The 21,627-nt window shown below is 36.2% G+C and carries 25 protein-coding genes; 14 read left to right on the forward strand and 11 right to left on the reverse strand.

Going from position 1 to position 21,627, the window contains the following annotated elements; translation table 11 throughout:
- The first annotated feature begins 36 nt into the window (after positions 1-36).
- From AC106K_RS14515 to AC106K_RS14535, 5 genes are all read left to right on the forward strand, one after another.
- Complete coding sequence (locus tag AC106K_RS14515; RefSeq protein WP_482446244.1) at positions 37-834, forward strand: DUF4097 family beta strand repeat-containing protein; 798 nt, start codon at positions 37-39, stop codon at positions 832-834.
- Positions 831-1,553 carry a hypothetical protein gene (locus AC106K_RS14520; protein WP_482446245.1) on the forward strand — a complete coding sequence of 241 codons (723 nt, stop codon included), beginning with the start codon at positions 831-833 and terminating at the stop codon, positions 1,551-1,553. The genes AC106K_RS14515 and AC106K_RS14520 overlap by 4 nt, the downstream gene beginning before the upstream one ends.
- A gap of 17 nt (positions 1,554-1,570) precedes the next feature.
- The gene (locus AC106K_RS14525; protein WP_482446246.1) at positions 1,571-1,954 is read left to right on the forward strand and encodes a barstar family protein; all 384 of its coding nucleotides are present in this window, start codon (positions 1,571-1,573) and stop codon (positions 1,952-1,954) included.
- A 344-nt stretch (positions 1,955-2,298) separates the two neighbouring features.
- The gene (locus AC106K_RS14530) at positions 2,299-2,928 is read left to right on the forward strand and encodes an SGNH/GDSL hydrolase family protein (RefSeq protein WP_482446247.1); all 630 of its coding nucleotides are present in this window, start codon (positions 2,299-2,301) and stop codon (positions 2,926-2,928) included.
- Positions 2,928-3,260, forward strand: coding sequence for a gamma-glutamylcyclotransferase family protein (locus AC106K_RS14535; RefSeq protein WP_482446248.1), 333 nt, complete (start codon positions 2,928-2,930; stop codon positions 3,258-3,260). Before AC106K_RS14530 ends, AC106K_RS14535 begins: the two co-directional genes overlap by 1 nt.
- A gap of 100 nt (positions 3,261-3,360) precedes the next feature.
- On the opposite strand, the gene AC106K_RS14540 is transcribed toward AC106K_RS14535, so the two are convergent.
- Together AC106K_RS14540 and AC106K_RS14545 are read right to left on the reverse strand one after the other, a co-directional pair.
- Positions 3,361-3,894 (reverse strand): hypothetical protein, encoded by a 534-nt coding sequence (locus tag AC106K_RS14540; RefSeq protein WP_482446249.1) that lies wholly within the window; start codon positions 3,892-3,894, stop codon positions 3,361-3,363.
- A 2-nt stretch (positions 3,895-3,896) separates the two neighbouring features.
- Positions 3,897-4,280, reverse strand: coding sequence for a hypothetical protein (locus tag AC106K_RS14545; RefSeq protein WP_185289771.1), 384 nt, complete (start codon positions 4,278-4,280; stop codon positions 3,897-3,899).
- Between the two features lie 356 nt (positions 4,281-4,636).
- Here AC106K_RS14545 and AC106K_RS14550 point away from each other — a divergent pair, with 356 nt between their 5' ends.
- Positions 4,637-5,095, forward strand: coding sequence for a GyrI-like domain-containing protein (locus tag AC106K_RS14550; RefSeq protein WP_482446250.1), 459 nt, complete (start codon positions 4,637-4,639; stop codon positions 5,093-5,095).
- Between the two features lie 88 nt (positions 5,096-5,183).
- Here AC106K_RS14550 and AC106K_RS14555 read toward each other — a convergent pair whose 3' ends face one another.
- Positions 5,184-5,645 carry a lipocalin family protein gene (locus tag AC106K_RS14555; protein WP_482446251.1) on the reverse strand — a complete coding sequence of 154 codons (462 nt, stop codon included), beginning with the start codon at positions 5,643-5,645 and terminating at the stop codon, positions 5,184-5,186.
- A 105-nt stretch (positions 5,646-5,750) separates the two neighbouring features.
- Positions 5,751-6,107, reverse strand: a complete 357-nt coding sequence (locus tag AC106K_RS14560) for a diacylglycerol kinase family protein (protein ID WP_482446252.1) — start codon at positions 6,105-6,107, stop codon at positions 5,751-5,753.
- 262 nt (positions 6,108-6,369) lie between these two features.
- Between AC106K_RS14560 and dnaN the strand changes: the two genes are divergently transcribed.
- The 6 genes from dnaN (at position 6,370) to AC106K_RS14590 (ending at position 13,453) form a co-directional block, all read left to right on the forward strand.
- Positions 6,370-7,500 carry a DNA polymerase III subunit beta gene (dnaN, locus tag AC106K_RS14565; protein ID WP_047096054.1) on the forward strand — a complete coding sequence of 377 codons (1,131 nt, stop codon included), beginning with the start codon at positions 6,370-6,372 and terminating at the stop codon, positions 7,498-7,500.
- 131 nt (positions 7,501-7,631) lie between these two features.
- A complete protein-coding gene (locus AC106K_RS14570) occupies positions 7,632-8,465 on the forward strand; it encodes a M23 family metallopeptidase (protein WP_482446253.1) in 834 nt (277 codons plus the stop codon).
- A gap of 55 nt (positions 8,466-8,520) precedes the next feature.
- Complete coding sequence (locus tag AC106K_RS14575) at positions 8,521-9,351, forward strand: AraC family transcriptional regulator (RefSeq protein WP_482446254.1); 831 nt, start codon at positions 8,521-8,523, stop codon at positions 9,349-9,351.
- A gap of 64 nt (positions 9,352-9,415) precedes the next feature.
- A complete protein-coding gene (locus AC106K_RS14580; RefSeq protein ID WP_482446255.1) occupies positions 9,416-10,039 on the forward strand; it encodes a DUF417 family protein in 624 nt (207 codons plus the stop codon).
- 230 nt (positions 10,040-10,269) lie between these two features.
- Positions 10,270-12,672, forward strand: a complete 2,403-nt coding sequence (gene pheT / locus AC106K_RS14585; protein ID WP_482446256.1) for a phenylalanine--tRNA ligase subunit beta — start codon at positions 10,270-10,272, stop codon at positions 12,670-12,672.
- Between the two features lie 370 nt (positions 12,673-13,042).
- Positions 13,043-13,453, forward strand: coding sequence for an META domain-containing protein (locus AC106K_RS14590; RefSeq protein WP_185289956.1), 411 nt, complete (start codon positions 13,043-13,045; stop codon positions 13,451-13,453).
- 54 nt (positions 13,454-13,507) lie between these two features.
- Here the strand turns inward: AC106K_RS14590 and AC106K_RS14595 are convergent, their stop codons facing one another.
- From AC106K_RS14595 to AC106K_RS14625, 7 genes are all read right to left on the reverse strand, one after another.
- Positions 13,508-13,747 carry a hypothetical protein gene (locus AC106K_RS14595; RefSeq protein ID WP_002977986.1) on the reverse strand — a complete coding sequence of 80 codons (240 nt, stop codon included), beginning with the start codon at positions 13,745-13,747 and terminating at the stop codon, positions 13,508-13,510.
- Positions 13,748-13,798: 51 nt separating this feature from the next.
- Positions 13,799-14,689 (reverse strand): 3-hydroxybutyryl-CoA dehydrogenase, encoded by an 891-nt coding sequence (locus tag AC106K_RS14600; RefSeq protein WP_482446282.1) that lies wholly within the window; start codon positions 14,687-14,689, stop codon positions 13,799-13,801.
- A gap of 12 nt (positions 14,690-14,701) precedes the next feature.
- Positions 14,702-15,112, reverse strand: coding sequence for a hypothetical protein (locus AC106K_RS14605; protein ID WP_482446257.1), 411 nt, complete (start codon positions 15,110-15,112; stop codon positions 14,702-14,704).
- A 44-nt stretch (positions 15,113-15,156) separates the two neighbouring features.
- Complete coding sequence (gene bla-A / locus AC106K_RS14610) at positions 15,157-16,035, reverse strand: CGA/CIA family class A beta-lactamase (protein ID WP_482446258.1); 879 nt, start codon at positions 16,033-16,035, stop codon at positions 15,157-15,159.
- A gap of 67 nt (positions 16,036-16,102) precedes the next feature.
- Positions 16,103-17,833 carry a cellulase family glycosylhydrolase gene (locus tag AC106K_RS14615; protein WP_482446259.1) on the reverse strand — a complete coding sequence of 577 codons (1,731 nt, stop codon included), beginning with the start codon at positions 17,831-17,833 and terminating at the stop codon, positions 16,103-16,105.
- A 40-nt stretch (positions 17,834-17,873) separates the two neighbouring features.
- On the reverse strand, positions 17,874-18,611 hold the full coding sequence (locus AC106K_RS14620; RefSeq protein WP_482446260.1) for a hypothetical protein: 738 nt from the start codon (positions 18,609-18,611) through the stop codon (positions 17,874-17,876).
- Between the two features lies 1 nt (position 18,612).
- Complete coding sequence (locus AC106K_RS14625; RefSeq protein ID WP_185289953.1) at positions 18,613-19,575, reverse strand: Gfo/Idh/MocA family protein; 963 nt, start codon at positions 19,573-19,575, stop codon at positions 18,613-18,615.
- A gap of 155 nt (positions 19,576-19,730) precedes the next feature.
- Here AC106K_RS14625 and AC106K_RS14630 point away from each other — a divergent pair, with 155 nt between their 5' ends.
- Both AC106K_RS14630 and AC106K_RS14635 read left to right on the forward strand, forming a co-directional pair.
- On the forward strand, positions 19,731-20,387 hold the full coding sequence (locus AC106K_RS14630; RefSeq protein ID WP_482446261.1) for a hypothetical protein: 657 nt from the start codon (positions 19,731-19,733) through the stop codon (positions 20,385-20,387).
- Positions 20,388-20,541: 154 nt separating this feature from the next.
- Entirely contained in the window at positions 20,542-21,192 is a 651-nt protein-coding gene (locus tag AC106K_RS14635) for a protein-L-isoaspartate(D-aspartate) O-methyltransferase (RefSeq protein WP_482446283.1), read from the forward strand.
- Positions 21,193-21,627: the final 435 nt, after the last annotated feature.

Raw genomic sequence — 21,627 nt, forward strand, 5'->3', positions numbered from 1 at the left:
TATATACAAACCAATGACATTAACCCATTAAACATCATGAAAAAGATACTTTTAATCATGCTTGCCTTGACAACATTCTTCGTTAAGGCACAGGAAAATACAGACAAAAATCCTTCGGCAACACAAAGTTCCAAAACATATAAAGTCAGTAAGAACAAAGGAAAGCTGCAGATTAACCTCGGAAAAGTTACAGTAGAAGGCTACAAAGGAAATGAAATTATCTTTTCTCTGGAAGGCAAAGTACCTGCGGAAGACAAACGTGCAGAAGGACTTCAGGCAATCAACGGAATAGGAATGGTTGATAACACCGGGCTCGGAATTAATATCGTTGAGAAAGGTGGCGTACTGGAAGTTAATCCAATGAAAAAACTCTCTGCACCCGAAGTAAAAATCCTGGTTCCGGAAAATGTGATTGTTTCATTCATGCATCAATCGCAATATGGAGATAAAGTAGTGTTCAGAAATATGCAGAATGAAATCGAAATTGCAGCGACTTATAATAATGTACAGTTGGAAAACATTACCGGTCCGGTGGCTGTAAAGTCGATCTATGGTAATGTGGAGGCCGTATTCAGTCAAAATGTAAAAGGCCCTTTGTCTATCATTTCAGTGTACGGTCTTGTAGATGTAAGCCTTCCTAAATCCATAAAAGCTAATCTGAAGGCTACAACGTCCTATGGTGAAATTTATGCTTCACCGGAATTTAAAATTGATATTGACAAGAAAGAGGATAAGATGGGTAATGGTGATGAGCTCATTGGAAAAGTGAACGGAGGGGGAATCAACATTGATGTACGTTCAGATCACAGTAAAATTTATTTGAGAGCAAAATGAGAATAGTACTAATTTTTGCATTCGGATTTATTTTTAATCTCACTGCAGCACAGACACCGGTTAATAAGAACTTTTCTGTAAATAAAAATCAGAAAGTACTCTTAAAATTTGATTACCCTGAACTAATCAGAATCAGTACCTGGGACAAAGACGAAATTCAGATTTCGGGAACCGTTAATATCAATGATAATGAAAGTAACAATGCATTTCTGATCAAAGATTCCAAAGATGGCAACTCTCTGGTTGTAGAAGGTACAGTTCCGGATGTAGAAAACCTTCCACATAAAATTACAGTGAAACATGAAGGTAAAAAACTAAGTTTTAAAACCAGAGAAGAGTACCAGGAGTTTTGCAAGGTAAACAATGTTACATTCAACACCGTAACTACAGGAGTGGAAATTCATATTGGATTGGAAATCAAAGTTCCGAAATCACTTCAAACCCAAATAGAATCCAAATACGGAATCATAGAAGTGAAAAATTTCGGGGGAGAAATTACGGCTACTTCAACCTATGGGAGTGTGGATGCTACAATTGTACAGAAGAACATTGGGAAAATTACTGCAGAAACCTCTTATGGACAGATTTATTCTAACCTTGATACCCAATTTACAGGAAAAGATTCTACGGCTTTTCATACCTTAGTCACCACGATGCCGGGAAAAGGACCTCAATATAATCTTAAATCCAAATATGGAAATGTTTATCTGAGGAAATAATAGTCCATAATAAAAAAATGCATAAAGAAATTCAAAACAGAAAAATGGCGGTCATCAATGCTAATCATTTCTCAGATCTGATAGGCTTTTATGATGAAGTTTCCCGACTTTTCATGAAAGATGAAGATTGGAAAGTGGGAACCTTAGATGGTTTTGATGATATTCTTTACGGAGTTGAAACAGACATTACGTGGAAAAATTCACCGAAATCACAGGAAGACCTTGGCTTGAATGCAACCCGTGAATTTTACGAAAATAAGATCAGACAGGGAAAACCTTTCAATATAGAATTGATTCAAAAGAAACTGAATGAACTGAACGAAGGAAAAGGGCAAACATTGTTTGAAATCCTCGTGGAGATTATTGAATCACACACGGATATTACTCTGATATTGGGTTGATAAGCAACAAGCAACAAGCAACAAGCAACAAGTAACAAGCAATGAATAATGAATAATGAATAATGAATAATGAATAATGAGCGGAAATTTTAAAATAGTTACGTTTCTCTGTTTTCAATATTTTTCCGCCAGCTTCATCCAATCAATTTGTTGATTCCTCTTAGCTCTCTAAAATGTACAGAATTATCATAAAAACTTTGCTTCAAAAAATAAAAAAACTTAACCCCAAGATTAAAAATTTCTCGCAGATCACACTGTTTTCGCAGATTTTTATCTTACTTTGAAAAATATTTTAATCCGGAGAGTAAAAACGATTAAAATCAAAGAACAAAAGAATTAATCGAATGAAGAAAATTGTGTATGGGCTGTTTTTTGGAGACAGTATAACGTATGGAGAGTATGACGGTGTATTTGGGGGCTGGGTAGATATTCTGAAAAGATATGCACTGCAAAAGTTCCATGAGGGAAATGGTGATGAACTGATTTTATTCAATTTAGGAATCGGTGGCGAAACAACAGAAGGTTTATTGAAACGAATGCCTACAGAATTAAGTGCAAGAAATTCAGTGGATGGAAATTTGGTTTTCCTAAGCTACGGAGCCAATGACCTTGCGATCAAAGAGGGAGTACAGGTAGTAGGGCGTGAAAAATTTAAAAATAATATCATAAGGGCTGTTCAGCATGCCAGACAGTTTTCTGAAGATATTTACCTGGTAAGCGTTCTTCCTGTTTCGAAACATATAGATGGAGTAGTTGTCAGTTCAGGAAAGCTGAGATCTAACGAAGAAGTGATCATCTACAATCAAATACTTAAAGACATTGCCGCAGATCATTCCTTAAGATATATCGATTTTTATAACGCAATACTGGAAGATAAAGAAGTACTTCTATCTGCAGACGGAGTTCACCCCAATGAAAAGGGCTATGGAATAATGGCCGAAATCGCAATGCCAATCATTGAAAAATATTTATAATGCCTTATCTATTCTCTTATGGAACCTTACAGAAAGAACAGGTTCAACTCGAAACATTCGGACGTATTTTACAGGGTGAAAAAGACGCCTTATCCGGATATAAAATCGATATGCTTGAAATTACCGATCCGGAAGTACTTCGTACAAGCGGACAAAAATACCATCCGGTTCTGAAGTTCTCAGGAAATGAAGAGGATAAAGTAGAAGGAGTGCTTTTTGAAGTGACAGAAACCGAAATTATTCAGGCAGACGATTATGAAGTAGATGATTACAAAAGGATAGAAACCGTTTTTACATCCGGAAAAAAAGGATTTATTTATGTAGGAAAATAGTGTGGAACTTTTCCATCTGCAAATAAAGCAAAGCCTGTCGGTGAATAACCTGACAGGCTTTTTAAAAATCTATGATCTATATGACAAAGTTATTGTAAGATTACCAGACGTGTACCCACAGATCGCCTGCTAAAGTAAAGGCTTCAGCACCAAAAGCATAACCGATACCATTTTGTGTGCTGGTACCACTTAAACTGGTTGGTACACCGCCACAACCAGGATAAAATCCTACTGAACCTCCTAGCGTAGGAATCATAGTTCCCGGTACATTCGGAGCTTCTTTCAGTTGGAACTTAATATAGCCCCATCCATGCGTATTGGAAATGGCTGGTGGAATCTGGTTGCCAGGACCTCCGGACCACATATCGATAGGGTATGGGTGTGGTGGATTGGCTGTAGACGTACTGGCTGCGAAGGTAGTGTATGTTGTAATGACACCGGGTGGAAGCGATACCAAATCCATGGCCTGCATTCCATAGTTACATGTTGATGGGTTTTCTGTAAAAATAGTATAGTTCAGATCCAGCTTGTGGTAAGTATTATCATTAAATATATGCAGATTACCATAATTGTTTTGAGCAAAAGAGGTAGCGGCTATACATAAGCCAAAAATGGCAGTGAATATTTTTTTCATGATTAATTGTTTTGAGTGACGTGGTTGATTAGATTGATTTTGTTGATCTTCTCATTATAGATCTTTACTGCCCATGTGAGTATTTTATCACGGTCTCCCTGTGTTGCCTGAGTAAATTCTTTATCCGTTACCCCGGTGGATTTTATCAGTTGTATTGCTGAAGGTACCAAAATATCCTTACGGCGATCGCTAAGCTCCAAAGATTTCTGATTTCTGATTTCTTCAGGAGTAGCACGGTTTTCAGGAAGGGAAAGACTTTTTATGGATTTTTCAAAATTTAAAATCTCTTCACTCTTTTTTTGTTCACTCATGTTCAGTGCTGTACTTTCGGTATTACACGAAATGAACATGGCTAACATGATCGCATACAATAGTTTGCTTTTCATATGTATAAATTATTATTGGATTTCAGCAAATATATTGATTTTTTATATATCATCTACTTGTGAAAAATAAAATTTTAATATAAATGGTATATTTTTGGTAAAATATTTATTGTTTAAAACAAAATAATGTAATATTTAATGGTTGGTTTTTATTCAGGTTGCATTTTATAAATGGAATAATATTGAGTTAGCCTTTGGAAGGTTTGGTGAAAATAATGTTTTATTTATTTGATCTTTAATGAGTTATTTTATTTGATGAAAGGTTGGATGCAAAAAGGATTGAAAAAGCTTATTCCTCCTGACATACACTTGTCATTGCCGGCACTTATCTTTGTTGTACAATAAAAAATCAAACAATGCATAACATGAAAATAGAGCCTTTTAAGGTGATCGGAATCGCTGTAAGAACAGCCAATGAAAATAATCAGGCAGCACAAGATATTCCTGTATTATGGGGAAAACTGATGAATGAAGGTATTGTGAATGCTATTCCTAATAAGATCGATACAACAATATATTCCATATATACTGACTACGAAAAAGACCATACAAAACCCTACACCACCCTACTTGGCTGTAAAGTAGAAAACCTAGATCATATTCCTGAAGGGATGGTAGGTAAATCCTTTGAAGGAGGAAACTACATAAAGTTTACCGTAAAAGGGAACCTTGCAGATAATTTAGTCATTAATGAATGGATAAAGATCTGGAATATGGATCTTGGCAGAATATTTACTGCAGATTTTGAGACCTATGGAGAAAAAGCACAGAATCCGTCAGAGGCCGAAGTTGATATTTTTATTGCAGTAGAATAATATTATAATTAAAGCCTTAGACTTATTGAACATAAAAAAAGCCTGCTGTCAAATCATGAGAGCAGGCTTTTGAATACTATAGCAGTATTTATTTATAATAAACATATTTAATATAATCATTCACTCCATCACCATTATAGTCCTGATTGGTCGGAGACAGGTAAGATAGTTTACTGGAAGATGCCTCCAATACTGAGTTTTCCTGACTATTGATTATAAGTTTCATCGTTACTGGGTCATATTGAAAAGAGGTTGTCATTTCCGTTTTCTCACAATTGGGACCAACAGTATTATAATCAATCATTACATACTTACCATCATTCCTGAATTCGTAAGTACTTTTCTTTTTACAGTCATCAGGAAGGGTTTCACTGATCACTGTGGTTTTGTCTTTTCCTGAAATCTGATATTGGGTTTGTATTTTCCATACTCCTACTATAACAGAATTGCTATAATCGGGAATATTATTATAATCAGGTAAGCTATCATCTCCCGTACTGCATGATGAAAGAGCTCCGACAGCCAGAATTCCTACTAAAAACTTTTTCATAAATTAATTTTTGGCGAACTTAATGAAAATTATCAAATTAATTGAACTGCTTTGCAAGTTTTATAAAAAAATTATGAAAAAATAAAGAAGGTATAGTGGTAATAATCAGATGAAAATATACTTTGGATAAATGATAACTCCAACAATGATGGCAGCAATAGCCAGTAAAATAACAGCCCCTGCGGCAATATCTTTTATGAAGCCGATCCTTGGATCAAAATCCGGTTGAATAATGTCACAAATCTTTTCAATGGCCGTATTAAAAATTTCAGCGCTCAGCACAGCAAATGAAGCCAGCAAAATAAGAACAGCATCAATGCTGCTGAGGTGTAAATAAAAAATTAAAAATAAGTTGATAAAGAAAGCCAGAAGTTCGATCTGAAAATTTCTTTCCGTTTTTATCATGGCAGCCACCCCCCGGAAAGCATTTAAAAAACTTTTATGGAGAGGAGGTTTTTGCATGAATTCTTATTTTTAAGAACAAAGATAGGTTTTGTATTTTGATTATAATTTTTTATCTGCTATATTTGGAATATAAGATTAAAAAGAAGAATGGAGTGATCTACAGACAGTATTTCTGAAAAGAGATGTAAAGTCTTAGAATTCCAGACCTTAATATCCGGTCTGAAAACAGATTGATGATGTTTGTTAAAAACTCCTCTGGATTATTTTTTTCTTTGTTGTATGTATTTATTATATTTGTAGAAACTTATTTTATAAATCTATGAAATTTATTATTTCAAGTGGTGAACTGCAGAAGGCTTTGCAAACTGTAAGTGGCGTAATATCAAGCTCTCAATCGAGACCGATTTTAGAAAACTATCTTTTTGAATTAGACGGAAATAATGTTACCATTACAGCATCTGACGGCGAGACAACTCTTGTGACTTCTTTGGAAGTAAAGTCTGATGATTCAGGTAAATTTGCTGTTCCTGCTAAAATTTTTCAGGATTTTATCAAGACATATGGTGAACAGCCTTTGACATTTGTTGTAAAAGACAATGCAGAAGGTACTGGAAGCCAGCTTGAGATTTTAGATGAAAAAGATAATTTCGCAGTAGCATTAGACAATGCTGATGACTACCCTGAGTTGCCTGAATTTGACGCTTCTCAGAGTGTAACAATGCCGGCTGGAGTTTTGTCTGAAGCTTTAACCAATACATTATTCGCTACAAGTAACGACTCTCTTCGTCCTGTAATGACAGGGGTATTGTTCCAGTTTGGAGAAAATGAAACGAACTTCGTTTCTACAGACTCTCACAGATTGGTGGTCTACAAAAGAACAGACCTTATGAATGCCGAGCCAATGGAGTTTATCATGCCTAAGAAACCTTTGAACATTTTCAAAAATATCCTGGCAAGTTCCAATGAAGACGTTACCATCGACTTCAATGAGAATATGGCTAAATTTACTTTTGGTAAACATATCTGGATCTGTAGACTGATCGACGGAAAATATCCAAACTATACAGCGGTAATTCCTAAAGAAAATCCAAATGTATTGACGATCAACAGAAACCTTTTATTAGGAGCCATCAAAAGAGCGTCTATCATGTCAAACAAATCTACTAACCAAGTAAGATTTAAGCTTTCAGGAAATATTCTTCACCTTCATGCAGAAGATACCGAATATGCAAACAAAGCAGACATGCAGATCCCTTGTGACTACAACGGAGAAGATATTAATATCGGATTCAGCTCAAAATTCTTAACAGAAATGTTGACGATCCTGGGATCAGACGATATTACAATGAAAATGTCTCAACCAAACAGACCGGGGATCATTGAACCTCTTGACGGTCTTGAAGAAAACGAAAACATCTTAATGTTGTCAATGCCGGTAATCGGATTGTAAGATTAATATGATAAATAAAATGAAAGCTGGAAAAATTCCAGCTTTTTTTTGTAATATAGTAACCTTCTGATCTTCTGAAGAAACTAATAATGAGTTGAAAACCTGAAAAGGAATCAAGAAAAATAATAACGATGAAAAAAATAACAGTTCTTGGGCTGCTTGTACATTCTCTATGGGCATTCTCCCAACAAAGTGCAAAAATGTACTATGAGCAAAATAAAGACGGAATAACCTACTATGCTGATAATATTGAAATTTATCCAATTTCTATTACTTTTTCTAAACAACCTGAAGTAGAAAACCTTCGAATGCCGGAAAAATTGAAAATGATCAATGTTCTGCCTCCAAAATCTACGAAAAATAAAATTGCCCATTTTGTGGTGAATGATACCAAAAAAGGATGGCGAATCAAGAAAATGCCGGAATATTATACATTGGCAGGTGATGCAACTATAAGGACGTACGATACAAACTATCAATATGATCTTCCTTTTCAAAAGGGAAAGTCATTCAATGTCTATCAGGGATATAATGGGACGTTTTCTCATCAGAATGAAAATTCTTTGGATTTTGTGATGCCGGAAGGTACCGAGATTACAGCAGCGAGAGAAGGTAAAGTCATTGAGGCTATTCAGAATAATGATAAAGGATGCCCCACCATAAACTGTGCTAATCTGGCGAATTACATTTCTATTTTACATACTGATGGTAGTATTGCACAATATTTTCATTTAAAACAGAATGGAGTGAAAGTAAAAGTAGGGGATGAAGTAAAAAAAGGCGATCTGATAGGTCTTAGTGGAAATACAGGTTGGACTAATGGTCCTCATTTACACTTCCAATGTTTTCTTCCTGATCCTGCAAGCCCAAAGCAAAAAAATACTATAAAAACCCTTTTCAGAACTGGTAACGGAACTAAAAGCGAATACCTGGCAGAGAAGAAAACCTATTCAAAAGACTACTAAAATAAGTTGTGTTATTTGTGAATCATTAGAGATTCGTGTTTAAATGAAGCAGATCATGGAAATAAAAATACAGTCCTTTCACATTTCAGATTTTTCTTCAGAATTTACCACTGAAAATTACAGTGTTGTTCTGTGGAAAGGCGTTGGTGTTTTTGCTGTGGATGGTATTAATTATTCTTACGATGGATATACTGTTTTATTTCTTTCGCCGTATCAAAAGCTGAAAATGATCTCGGAAACAGATGAAAGTATTGAGGTTCTCTTTTTTCATGGTGATTTTTACTGTATAGAATATCATAAAGAAGAAGTGGCCTGCAACGGGCTTCTTTTCAATAATATCTATCTGAACCCGGCAATAGAGCTTTCTGAGGAGCATTATAAATATATTCAGGAACTCTTTCATCATATTAAAAAGGAAGGGGTTGAAAATCATCAGTTTTCCGAATCCATTATCAAAACCTATATACAGCTGATCCTGGCTATCTGCAGTAAACAAAAGAGCAGTATTGAAAATCATTCAGTAGCCAACGAAAAACTACCCAATAAAAATGCCGTGGAATTCCAAAAGCTGTTGGAAATTTACTTTAAAAAAGAAAAAGAACTTACTTTTTATAGTGATAAACTCAATATTGCCAACAATACTTTAAGCAAAGCGGTAAAAAAAGAATTTGCCAAAACGCCCTCACAACTTATCAATGAAAGAATTATTCTGGAAGCCAAAAAGTTGCTTCATTTAACCTATCGGTCTGTAAAGGAAGTTGCTTCAGAATTGGGATTTGATGACGAATTCTATTTCAGCAGGTACTTTAAAAAATCAGTAGGCTGTTCTCCAAAACAATACAGAGAGAAAGTAGGCGTTTCTGTGGTGGCTAAAATGTCCATGTAATGTCCTCAAATATCTATGGTAAAGCGTAGGGGAGGTTGATACTTTTGTAGAAAAAAGTAAACCTATGCAGAACAGCAGATTATACAACAGATTATTAAGACTGGATACTTATTTCTTCAATTTTCTTAGAATTTCCATCTTTATTGTTATGGCCTGGATTGGCGGACTTAAAGCGTTTCAGTATGAAGCCGACGGAATTGTTCCCTTTGTGGCCAACAGCCCTTTGATGAGTTTTTTCTATAAAAATGCAGGTAATAAGGTGCTGAATGAAGATCAGAAACAGGTTTTAGAATATACACTTTATAAAAATCCGGAAGGAAAGGTCGTTAAGAAAAACATTGATTGGCATAAAGAAAATGGGACTTATTGGTTCTCATATGGCTTGGGAACCATGATCATTATTATTGGCAGTTTTGTATTGCTGGGGGTCTGGTTTCCTAAAATAGGAGCTATCGGTGGAATACTCACCTTTTTGATGTCTCTGATGACCTTGTCATTTCTGATAACGACTCCTGAAGTATATGTTCCCAATCTTGGAGGCGATTATCCAACTCCTCAATATGGCTTTCCTTATCTGTCGGGAGCCGGGCGTCTCGTATTGAAAGATATTATCATGATGGCGGCTGGGCTGGTGCTGTTTTCTGACAGTGTAAAGAAAGTTGTGAAACCTTTCGCAGATCGTATCTAAACTTGAGAACTGCTTCTAAGAGTTTTATCCACCGTACAGGGAAAGCAATTCCTGAAAATTAATTCTCTTAAAATCGGTTTGAAATTTCTCTATTTCTCAAAAAAACACGACATTTGTACCTCGAAAAATCATGTCAATATTGGCGTGATATTTCAAATTAAAGTTTCAAAAAAGAACAGACGGGGCCGCTGGTTTCATCTGACCAATTAAAAAAGTAGATAGATAAACAAATGAAAATATCAAACAACTGGCTGAAGGACTTTGTAAAAACGGAATCGAAAACTGAAAGAATCGGTGAATTCCTTACAGATATAGGTCTTGAGGTTGAAGGGATAGATAAATTTGAGAGTGTAAGAGGCAGTCTGGAAGGCATTGTGGTAGGTAAAGTATTAACCTGCGAAAAACATCCGAATGCTGACAAACTGAAGAAGACTACCGTAGACGTAGGAAACGGAAAAGTGTTGAATATTGTTTGTGGAGCTCCTAACGTAGATGCAGGCCAAACGGTACCTGTAGCAGTGGTCGGTACAAAAATCTATGACAAAACCGGAAACTTTTTTGAAATTAAAGAAGCTAAGATCAGAGGAGAAGTTTCACAAGGAATGATCTGTGCAGAAGATGAGCTTGGCCTTAGCGAAGATCATGGCGGAATCATGGTATTGGATGAAAACAAATATGAAGTAGGGAAGAACTTTGCTGATTATTTTGAATTAACCAATGATGAGGTTTTTGAAATCGGATTGACGCCAAACAGAACAGATGCAATGTCTCACTATGGTGTTGCCAGAGATCTGCATGCTTATCTTTCTACCAATCAATTGAAATCTCAGTTTAATAAAGTGGCTTCAGAAGCTTTAAATAATGAAGGTTCTCATGATTTTAAACTGAAAATCGAGGATACTGAATTGTGTCCAAGATATATCGGAGCTGTTATTGAAGATGTAAAAGTAGCTGAATCTCCGTCTTGGTTAAAAGACAGACTAAAAGCAATCGGACTGAGCCCGATCAATAACGTAGTTGATATTACTAACTATATTCTTCATGGATACGGCCAGCCGCTTCATGCGTTTGATGCAGATAAAATTGCAGATAAAACCGTGAAAGTAGGAGTGGTAAAACCGGGAACGAAATTCACAACGTTGGATGGGGTAGAAAGAACATTGAACGGTTCTGAAATCATGATCAAAGATGGTAAAGATCACCCGATGTGCATTGCCGGAGTTTTCGGTGGTGAGAATTCAGGAGTATCTGAGGCTACAAAAACTGTATTCCTTGAAAGTGCTTACTTCAACCCGATTGCAGTGAGAAAAGGAGCTAAATTCCATAATCTTAACACAGATGCATCTTTCAGATTTGAAAGAGGAGTGGATCCTAACCTTACAAGAACGGCTATCACACACGCTATCAAAATGATTCAGGAAATTGCCGAAGGAAAACTGGTAGGTGAATTGCTTGAAGAATATCCTAAGAAAATAGAAGACAGCTATGTGATCCTTAGATTCTCAAAAATCGAACAGATTTTAGGAACAAAAATTCACAGAGAGAAAGTAAAAGAAATATTAAAAGCATTGGAAATTCAGGTTTTAAATGAAATTCCTAATGGTTTTGAAATCTCTGTTCCTGCTTACAGAGCAGATGTAACAAGAGAAATCGATGTGATCGAAGAGATCTTAAGAATCTACGGTTACAACAAGATTGATGCTCCGCAAAAAATTTCATTTACCCCTGTAAAGCTAAGTGCAAACGATCAGGATGAATTGGAAAACAGCTGGGCAAGAGCTTTACAAAGCCTTGGCTTCAATGAGGTAATGAACAATTCATTGACTTCTGTAAAAGATGAAACCGATGCCGTAAAACTATTGAACCCTTTAAGCGGTGACCTTGCGTTTATGAGAAAGTCTTTATTGGAAGGACTTCTTCAGAATACAGTTTACAACATCAACAGAAAGAATCAGGATATTAAGTTTTTTGAACTCGGAAAAATCTACCACAAAAAAGATAAGTACGAAGAAAGAAAACAACTGGCGATCATTGTTTCAGGAAGAGATGTTGCTGAGAACTGGCTTCAGCCTAAATCTGCGGTAAGTTTCTATAACCTTAAAGCTTATGTAAAAGTTTTATTGGAAAGACTTGCTGTTGATTATAAGGAAGTTGCTTTGTCTGATGCAAGATTCTCTGATGCCCTGGCTTATGAAGCAGATGGTAAAATTTTAGTAAGAATCGGAAAAGTAGCTCCGGCTTTACTGAAAGATTTTGATATTGATCAGGATTGTTTCTATGCAGAAATAGAACTGGAATACGCTCAGGAATTACGTTCTAAAAATGAATTGAAATTCAAGGATATTCCAAAATTCAACAAGATCAGAAGAGACCTTGCATTATTGATCGACAAGAGTGTAAATTATCAGGAGCTTTATCAGATTGCGAAGAAGAATAAATCACCATTCATCAAAAACATCAATTTATTTGACGTATATGAAGGGAAAAATCTTCCTGAAGGTAAAAAGTCTTACGCAATGAGTTTTGAATTGTTGAACGAAGAAAAAACACTGGAAGAAAAAGAAATTACTGAAGTAATGGACTCTCTTATCAAATCTTTCCAGAAGGAATTCAACGCTGAGTTGAGATCTTAATAATAAAAAGATTACAGAAATAGATAGAAACGGACCTGAAAAGGTTCGTTTTTTTGTTTTTAACAGTTATTTTGTAAGAGATAGTTTTTCGGTTGGAAAACGCGAAGGCGCAAAGAAAGATCATCTAACTGTTTTAGGGACGCAAGAGAATCAAAGATTCTCAGCAAAAGAAAATATTTTCCCAACCTATCAGATTACAATTTCAGGCTGTGATTGCTAAGCTTCACTCGTTAAGACAACCCGTGCTATTTGTGAAAACATTTGTGTCATTTGTGTTTAAAAAACCACGTGTTAAAGAATAATAAAATCCATCGCTTCCCGTTTAAATAATATAATTTCCGTAAATTTGGATTAATTCAAAAAGAAAAAAATGAAAAATCTTTTTTTAAGTATATGTACAGCAGCAGTATTGGTATCATGTGGAACGATGAGCAGCCCGTCTGCTTCTAAAGTAGGGAAGGCTCAGCCGGCTCTTGTCAATACAAAATGGACGTTGGCTGACAACGTGAAAGGGAAAATTCCAACATTAAATATTGAAGGAGAGAAAATCACAGGAAATGCAGGATGCAATAATTATTTTGGAACCGCTACAATAGATCCTTCTACCGGAGGCTTCTCTGCAGGGCAGATGGGATCTACCAAAATGATGTGTAACAACATCGGAGTAGAGCAGAACTTTATGGATATGATGGGGAAAGCGAATAAATATGTGATCTCAGGAAATACCCTAGAACTTTATAAAGACAATCTTCTATTATTGAAATTCAATAAAGCAGAATAAGATAAAAAACAAAAGGAACTCAATCTGAGTTCCTTTTTTATGTTTAGACTATTATTAATCTTCCTCTTCTTCGTCGTACTTAGCCAACTCTTCATCGCACCATTTGAATGCTGCTTCTACCACTTTCGTAGCTTCGTCTGCCATCGTTTCTTCATCATCACCTTCAAGATCATCTAACCACTCAACTTCTTCTTCTTCAACGTTTAGGATAAATCTTGGATATTCTGTATGAACTACGAATAGATCTTCTGGAAATTCCGAATTATCTGCTAATAAAAACTTTGGTAATTTCATTTTTTTAATGTTTTAACTTTCTCAAAGATAAATAAAATTATTGATTTAAGATTACTTCAAAAACATTTTTGAAACTTTTTCAGCTTTTTTGCTCTCAGAATAATCGTAGAAGCCTTCTCCTGATTTTACACCCAGTTTCCCGGCTGTCACCATGTTTACAAGAAGTGGGTTGGGAGCGTACTTAGGATTTTTGAAACCATCGTACATTACATTAAGGATGGCAAGGCATACATCCAGACCGATAAAGTCTGCAAGCTGAAGAGGTCCCATTGGATGTGCCATTCCTAATTTCATTACCGTATCAATCTCTTCTACACCAGCCACACCGTTATAAAGTGTTTCGATAGATTCGTTGATCATTGGCATTAGAATTCTGTTGGCAACAAAACCAGGGTAATCGTTAACCTCTACCGGAACTTTACCTAAAGTTTTGCTCATTTCATAGATCGCACTGAAAGTTTCTTTAGAAGTAGAATAACCTTTGATGATCTCCACAAGTTTCATGATAGGCACAGGGTTCATAAAGTGCATTCCGATCACTTTGTCTGCTCTTTTAGTAGCAGCGGCGATCTTTGTGATAGAAATAGAAGAGGTATTGGTTGCAAGGATACAACCTGCAGGAGCCAGTTCATCCATCTGTCCGAAAATCTTTAATTTAAGGTCCAGATTTTCAGTAGCAGCTTCTACAATAAGATCAGCCGATCCTACAGCATCATTAAGCGCTGTAAAAGTTGTAATATTTCCTAATGTTTCAGCTTTTTGCTCTTCAGTAAGATTTCCCTTTGCAATGATTCTGTCAAGATTGGTCGTAATGGTTTTCAGGCCTCTGTCTAAAGCTTCCTGAGATACATCTACAAGATTTACTTTAAAACCGCTTTGTGCAAAAGTATGTGCAATACCATTCCCCATGGTTCCCGCTCCGATAACAACAATGTTTTTAATCATTTTTTTCTTTTATTTTTTATAGATAGTTAAATTTTTTGCATTCATAAGATCCGATTGAGACACGATCATTGCCGAATCAAAACTGACCATTCCGTTACTGTCCTGTTTTCTATTATTATTCTGATTGGAAACCGTGGCCATAATCCCCCGTGTAAGACGGTTTTTCTGATTGGGCGTAAGATAATCAATCCCCACATATAAAGAAAACTCACCTTCTCTGCCTAAGCCTCTTTGCTGGAGGATTTCCAGGGTTTTGATCTGGTTCTTTTTCTTAAACTCTTTCAGGTAACTGATGACGGGTTTTTCAGATGGCGGACCACAGCATACACTGCCATAGCTGATCTCCAGATACTTTTGATTCTTCTGTGAAAAGAAAAATGCAAAACAAAATACAGCCACGGCTGCGATTCCTTTTTTCATAAATGATGAACTCAATTCTCTGCGCTAAAATTAAGCTTATTATTTTATTTATTAAAATTATCCCAAACGATCTTAGAAATATCAGCAACCATCTTGGTATTGACCTCATCAGACTCTGTTGAATTATTTACAAAGACAGCAATAGCATAATGATTTCCATTGGGTAATGTAATGATTCCCATGTCATTTTCTGCTACAGTGAGATTTTTGTCATATTTTCCTGAGGAACCTGTTTTATGGGCAACCGGAGTGCCTTTCGGTAATTGGGCAACAATTTTATTAGTTCCAGTAGTTGTTCCCAACATGATTTGCATTAAGAAGTCCGTTGATTTTTTAGAAATTATTTTGCCATCATAGAATTTTTTCAATAAATCCACAGCAGAATGGGAAGTGCTATAATTTCCATATTGAGTTTTCCAGTCTTTATGCATATCATTCTCATTGTATTTGATCTGCAGGTCTTTGACTCCTTTGGAGTTCATAAAATGCTGTACTGCTTGAGGGCCGCCTATAAGTTTTAAAAGGAGGTCACAGGTGTTGTTATCACTTTTGGAAACGGTATAGTCAATAATTTCGCCCAAAGAAAGTTCAATATTTCCGTTAGGGTATTTTTCGCGTAATGGAGACCATGTATTTTCGAGCAAATCTTCTTTTTTAATCAGGATTTTTTGGTCAGTAGAAAGCTTTCCTTTATCAGCCAGATTCAACACGGTACAAGCCAGATGGAATTTGAAAACACTTAACATAGGAAGTCTTTTATCTCCGTTTTTATCGTAGGTGAAATTATTTTCGAATCCCAGAACGGAAACCCCTACCGTCGCTTTTTTATCTTTAATAACAGCATTGATCTTGTTATCTAAAGTTGTATTTTGGCCAGCAGACCATGCTGAAACCATTAGAAGTAGAAAGGCAATTTTTTTCATAATAACTAGGTTAACAAGAAATCCCTTTTAGGAGCTAAAAGGGATCTGCAATTTAAGATATTTCTGGTTACTTTACTTCAAAATAATTCAGGTTCACCCCATCATTTTCAAAGATGATTCTGATCCTGTTTTCTCCTTTCTGGAGGTTGATGTTTTTTACCGGAACCGTTTTCCAGTTTTCATTTCCTCCAGTGGACGGTAAAGAGACTTCTGCTAAAGTTTTTCCGGAAGCTGTTTCAATTTTTATTTTTGAATCATTTGCAGCGGCATATCTTATATCAAACGAGTAACTTTTATCTGTTTTGGAATAGATCGTATACTGAAGCCATTCGCCGGTTTCTGTTTTCCCTACATAATATTGGTTGGTAATCTTGTCGCTGTATGGATAAATGTCAACCCCGTCATTTCTCATTTGCTGGCCAAAATTCCATTCCGATCTTTTAGCAGGATCACTTACCCAGAGATTGATAAAATCCTTATCCAGATAAGCCGAGCCTATTCTTCCCAGATCATATTCCGAAGCAAATACTCTCCCGGGAATCTGATGATTTTTGAAAGGCTTTGCAGAATCGTCGGTTGTCTGTCTGAACATGGCATCGATAACATCTTTCTTAATTTCTACATTGCTTAATTTATAATTGTCGGCAATTTGCATCAGTGCCTTTTCAGCATATTCTTTTGAAGGTTTTTCGCCGCCATTCTTCCAGAAATTCAATAATTTTTCGTACTCAGGAGTGGTTTTTACATTGGTAATTCCTGCAATATTATCAATCTTTTTCATGGGCCAGAAAGCATAGCCGATGTTGTGTTTATTCAGCAGTTGAATAAGCTCTGTAAACCACACATTGGAATTTTCCCCGGTTTCTCCCAACCAGATCGGGATATTGTACTTTTCCCTTAGATCCAATGCAAACTGTATGGTTGCGTCATCATTGTAATTCCAGTATTTATGAAAGCTGAACGCCATATTTTTGTCCCAAACTGATGGTAAACCGTTGTAATTGTTCCCCCAGCCATTTCCTTCAATAAAGATGATATGCTTCTGGTCGACTTCCCGGATCGCAGCAGTAATATCTTTTTGTAATTTCCATAGCGGAGCATTCGACATTTCGTCTGTACCGTTAGGATTTTTTCCGGTAAAATTGATGTTGGGCTCATTGATGATGTCATATCCGCCAATCCACGCCTGATTTTTATAGCGGTCTGCGAGTTTTTTCCAAAGTGCTATGGTTTTTCTTTTGTTCTCCTCATTTTCCCACAGGGATGGCTTAGATTTATCATTATCTGAGATGTTGGCATCATTTCCCTGTCCTCCAGGAGCAGCATGAAGGTCAAGGATCAGATAAATCTTATTGTCCTTACACCATTGAAGCAGATCATCCGTCATTTTAAAACCTTCTTCCAGCCAGGTATCCTTACCCTTTACGGTTTCTTTTTCTATGGGAAGGGTGTACAGATTATAATGCATAGGAAGCCTTATAGAGTTGAATCCGGCTTTTGCCAGAAAATCAATATCCTGTTTGGTAATTCCATTCTTCAGATAAGCTTTGTAAAACGCCTGCATTCCGTTTTCTCCAATCAGCTCAGCTATTTTTTCTTTAATCTTGTATTGCGGACCAGCAAAATCGGCTGTTTTCAGCATATATCCTTCCTGAAGCATCCAGCCACCGAGACCAAGACCTCGCAATTGAATGTTTTCACCTTTATCATTAACGATTTTCTGACCGGAGGTTTTTAATAATTGCGATGTCCCAAATTGAGACAATAATAAAGTAGAGAATAGAATGGCTTTTTTCATAGTGGTTTGATTTTAAATAATAGAGAAAAGTACTTAAGGTTTAGTCATAATGAACCGTAACATCATAATAAGAGTCTACATTCAGACCGCTTATTCTGGCAGGAATCCATTGCGTATGTAAAACAAAATCTTTCAACTGTTTATTGAATTGTTGTCCAAATATATTGTTTTTTTTGTTTTGAAACTGGCTTTCTATTGATAAATCTTTAATTTCTCCGGTTTTAGAAAGAATAAAACGGGCTGAAGTATAAGAATAATATTCTTCGTTTTTTTTTAGGTATTGTTTGGGAACCGGGTATTTTGAAAAATAGTCGGACCGAATTTTATCAAACTGATTATCTATGGTAGAATGAGGATACCGGGAAGTCTGGTCACATTGTTCGTAAGAAAAAACTTCTTCCGGGTGATTTTTTATAAAGTTCTGTTTTGCAACAGAGCGTAAAGAGTCTATGAAACGGTTTCCAAACTTTTTTTTAATGAGTCTGTTCATCTCAGTTTCCCAGCAGTTATCATACTTGTCATTTGGGTACCTTTCGCAGGATAAAGAGATGTCTTTGGTCTTGATGTGATTTTGATTCAGAAGTATTTTAAATTCTGCTTCGCCCAGATAATCATAGCCTAGCCCTGAAAAGAGAGTCCAGGTATAATTCTTATAATTGAAGTCATTCTGAGCCTGTTTTTTCTGATAATCACAATCTATCTCGTAACCATTTTTCTTCTGGTTACAAGATAGCACTGTGATGGCTGCTAAAAACAATAAAGCAGACCGTATTTTCATGTTAACTGATAAGTTTCATAATTTCTAAGGCTACTTTCAGAGCTTCAGTTCCGTCCTCAAGAGAAACTTCCACATTCTTATCACCTGTAATGGCATCTGCGAAAGAGTTCAGCTCATCAAGAATAGCATTGTTAGGCTGAATATTCGGATATTCAAACAGGATCTGATTCTTTTCTCCTTCAGCATTTTCAATGATCATATCAAATGGAGTAGGATGTTCCGGCGCATCTTTCATTCTGATGACTTCTGCTTTTTTCTCAAGGAAATCAACGGAAATATAGGCATCTTTCTGGAAGAATCTGCTTTTTCTCATGGCTTTCATAGAGATTCTGGAAGTGGTAAGATTGGCAACACATCCGTTTTCAAACTCTATTCTTGCATTGGCAATATCAGGCGTTTTGCTTACTACACAAACACCGCTTGCATGGATATTCTTTACTTTGGATCTGGCAATGCTCAATAAAATATCCAGATCGTGGATCATAAGGTCCAGTACCACAGAAACATCTGTTCCGCGGGGGTTAAATTCAGCAAGTCTGTGGATTTCAATGAACATCGGATTGCTGATGTACTCCTTAGTGGCAATAAAAGCCGGATTGTATCTCTCAACGTGTCCTACCTGTGCTTTGATTCCTTTTTCCTGGCACAAACGAAGGATCTCTTCTGCCTGCTCAAGAGTCTGGGTAACCGGTTTTTCAATAAAGAAGTGAAGGCCTTTTTCAATTGCTTTTAAAGCATAATCATAATGATAAATTGTCGGGGTGACAATGTCCAGCATATCGATCTGCTCCAGCAATTCATCAAAATTTTCAAAATATTTATATCCGAATTCGGCTTCTAATTTCTTTCCGTTTTCAACATCCTTATCATGGAAACCTACAAACTCATATCGATCTGACTGATTAAGGAGTTTTAAGTGTATTTTTCCCAAGTGTCCGGCACCTACCAAACCTGCTTTTAACATAGCTGTATTAAATTTTTGTAAATATAGTGAATGTACATTTATAAAAATACATGACTTTTCACTTGGATATACTTAAAATAAATAAGTAGAGTTAAAATTAAAAGACATCCGTGCATTGAAGAAATTACAGTAAATTCACGATCTAAAAAACAACCATGAAAAGAATAGTTTCGATTTTATCCATCTGCGGATTACTTACTGTAGGATGTTTAGGAGATAGTGCAGAAGATGAGGTAAAGATAGATCCGTCTAAATGTGAAACGCCGGCAAATCTGAAATTTGAACAAGGAAATAACTTATTTTCCTGGAACGATGATAACAGTCAGAACTCAGGACATTATGAAGTACAGTATGGAGTCCAGGGGTTTTCTTTAGGAACTGGAACCAAGGCTTTAACCAGCAGTACTTCCTATAGTGTTCCTTTGTATAAAAATAAGAAATATGACCTTTATGTAAGAAAAAACTGCGGAACAGATAATGGACGGAGCTACTGGGCTGGGCCTTTAAGTGTTTTGCCCACCAATACGACGATTTGTTCAATCCCGGCGTATGCCAGTTATTCAAAAACTACTTCTTCAGCACTTGCTTTTACTTTTGAAGCTAAAGTATCTTGGGAAAATGATGGCGTTTCTACTTATGAAGCGGTCTTAACGACAAGCTCTGTTCCACCGGTAAGTGGAGATTTCACAGCCTCAGGCCATGTTTATTCAGGATTAAGTAAAATGACAACGTATAATTTTTTTGTCAGAAAAAGATGTGGTGATAATTCCGTTAGCAATTTTTATGGACCTTTAGAGATAAAATGGAATTGAAAAATAAGATAAAGCATTCATTTTTTGACGGTTTTATTTTTTTGTTGATATAAAGGGAAAAAACGAACAGACTTTGAGTTGATCAGTAAAGTTTGTTTCGTTACTTTTGTAAAACTAATAGCAGTAACCCCTAATAACTACTCTCTAAATAATGATGCGTGATTCGTTTGTACATAAAGGAAAAAGAAAGAATTTGGTTGAATATCTCCGATACAGGATCGGGATTTCAGATGAAAATGTACTTTCGGCAATGAATGAAGTTCCGAGACACCTTTTCATTGAAAGTATTTTTGAAGATTTTGCCTATGAAGACCGGGCTTTCCCGATTCTGGCCCATCAGACCATTTCGCATCCCTCTACAGTGGCAGAACAGTCAGAGCTTCTGCGGGTAAAAGCGGGGGAAAAAGTGTTGGAAATCGGTACCGGATGTGGTTATCAGACGGCAGTACTGATGGCAATGAAAGCTCATGTATACACCGTAGAAAGACAGAAAGATCTGTTTGATTTCTCAAAAAATAAACTCAGAGAACTCCATCTTTTCCCCAAATTTCAGAGCTTTGGAGATGGTTTTGCAGGGCTTCCCACTTTTGCTCCTTTTGATAAAATTATTGTTACCTGTGGGGCATCAACCTTACCGACAGAATTATTAAAGCAGCTGAAAGTAGGGGGGATCATGGTGATTCCGTTGGGTCCTACAGATGAGCAGGTTTTATACAGATTTACAAAAGTAGGTCCTACAGAATTTGAAAAAGAAGAATTCGGGGCGTATAAATTTGTTCCGATGCTGGGAAGTACCAATCAATAGGAAGAAGACTGATTTATTGCCACGAATGCACGAATAAAAATGCGTGTATCCTAAGGCATCTGCAAATTATATCTTGTTAGGTTTACAAAGGGATCTTCTCTTTTACCACAGCGAAGATTCTATAGACAAGTTTACAGCATACCGCATCCGTGGAAATATTCAGCGGTATACAATTTTATCGAAGATAAAATCCTTGCGTCTTACAACTCTGTGTATGTAAAAGAACTTGCGCCTTTGCGATTTCCAACCTTCCATACTTTCCGCACTCAACTCTGGTCATCTGTAAAACCTGCGAACCAATAATTTTATTTTCATTAAAATCAATGTCATCCGCTGAAAATAAAATTCAATCCCAAGAATTCACCAGCACAAAATAACGGTACGCCAGAATTCCCTTTTCTATTTCATATTGCGCTTCCATTTTGGGTGCGCTTT

Source organism: Chryseobacterium sp. FR048, from assembly GCF_056844665.1.

What these genes read in the sequence shown, in the direction of transcription:
- AC106K_RS14515 (WP_482446244.1), top strand. Translation starts at nt 37, where the DNA reads ATGAAAAAGATACTTTTAATCATGCTTGCCTTGACAACATTCTTCGTT.
- AC106K_RS14520 (WP_482446245.1), top strand. Translation starts at nt 831, where the DNA reads ATGAGAATAGTACTAATTTTTGCATTCGGATTTATTTTTAATCTCACT.
- AC106K_RS14525 (WP_482446246.1), top strand. Translation starts at nt 1,571, where the DNA reads ATGCATAAAGAAATTCAAAACAGAAAAATGGCGGTCATCAATGCTAAT.
- AC106K_RS14530 (WP_482446247.1), top strand. Translation starts at nt 2,299, where the DNA reads ATGAAGAAAATTGTGTATGGGCTGTTTTTTGGAGACAGTATAACGTAT.
- AC106K_RS14535 (WP_482446248.1), top strand. Translation starts at nt 2,928, where the DNA reads ATGCCTTATCTATTCTCTTATGGAACCTTACAGAAAGAACAGGTTCAA.
- AC106K_RS14540 (WP_482446249.1), bottom strand. Translation starts at nt 3,894, where the DNA reads ATGAAAAAAATATTCACTGCCATTTTTGGCTTATGTATAGCCGCTACC.
- AC106K_RS14545 (WP_185289771.1), bottom strand. Translation starts at nt 4,280, where the DNA reads ATGAAAAGCAAACTATTGTATGCGATCATGTTAGCCATGTTCATTTCG.
- AC106K_RS14550 (WP_482446250.1), top strand. Translation starts at nt 4,637, where the DNA reads ATGCATAACATGAAAATAGAGCCTTTTAAGGTGATCGGAATCGCTGTA.
- AC106K_RS14555 (WP_482446251.1), bottom strand. Translation starts at nt 5,645, where the DNA reads ATGAAAAAGTTTTTAGTAGGAATTCTGGCTGTCGGAGCTCTTTCATCA.
- AC106K_RS14560 (WP_482446252.1), bottom strand. Translation starts at nt 6,107, where the DNA reads ATGCAAAAACCTCCTCTCCATAAAAGTTTTTTAAATGCTTTCCGGGGG.
- dnaN (WP_047096054.1), top strand. Translation starts at nt 6,370, where the DNA reads ATGAAATTTATTATTTCAAGTGGTGAACTGCAGAAGGCTTTGCAAACT.
- AC106K_RS14570 (WP_482446253.1), top strand. Translation starts at nt 7,632, where the DNA reads ATGAAAAAAATAACAGTTCTTGGGCTGCTTGTACATTCTCTATGGGCA.
- AC106K_RS14575 (WP_482446254.1), top strand. Translation starts at nt 8,521, where the DNA reads ATGGAAATAAAAATACAGTCCTTTCACATTTCAGATTTTTCTTCAGAA.
- AC106K_RS14580 (WP_482446255.1), top strand. Translation starts at nt 9,416, where the DNA reads ATGCAGAACAGCAGATTATACAACAGATTATTAAGACTGGATACTTAT.
- pheT (WP_482446256.1), top strand. Translation starts at nt 10,270, where the DNA reads ATGAAAATATCAAACAACTGGCTGAAGGACTTTGTAAAAACGGAATCG.
- AC106K_RS14590 (WP_185289956.1), top strand. Translation starts at nt 13,043, where the DNA reads ATGAAAAATCTTTTTTTAAGTATATGTACAGCAGCAGTATTGGTATCA.
- AC106K_RS14595 (WP_002977986.1), bottom strand. Translation starts at nt 13,747, where the DNA reads ATGAAATTACCAAAGTTTTTATTAGCAGATAATTCGGAATTTCCAGAA.
- AC106K_RS14605 (WP_482446257.1), bottom strand. Translation starts at nt 15,112, where the DNA reads ATGAAAAAAGGAATCGCAGCCGTGGCTGTATTTTGTTTTGCATTTTTC.
- bla-A (WP_482446258.1), bottom strand. Translation starts at nt 16,035, where the DNA reads ATGAAAAAAATTGCCTTTCTACTTCTAATGGTTTCAGCATGGTCTGCT.
- AC106K_RS14615 (WP_482446259.1), bottom strand. Translation starts at nt 17,833, where the DNA reads ATGAAAAAAGCCATTCTATTCTCTACTTTATTATTGTCTCAATTTGGG.
- AC106K_RS14620 (WP_482446260.1), bottom strand. Translation starts at nt 18,611, where the DNA reads ATGAAAATACGGTCTGCTTTATTGTTTTTAGCAGCCATCACAGTGCTA.
- AC106K_RS14625 (WP_185289953.1), bottom strand. Translation starts at nt 19,575, where the DNA reads ATGTTAAAAGCAGGTTTGGTAGGTGCCGGACACTTGGGAAAAATACAC.
- AC106K_RS14630 (WP_482446261.1), top strand. Translation starts at nt 19,731, where the DNA reads ATGAAAAGAATAGTTTCGATTTTATCCATCTGCGGATTACTTACTGTA.
- AC106K_RS14635 (WP_482446283.1), top strand. Translation starts at nt 20,542, where the DNA reads ATGCGTGATTCGTTTGTACATAAAGGAAAAAGAAAGAATTTGGTTGAA.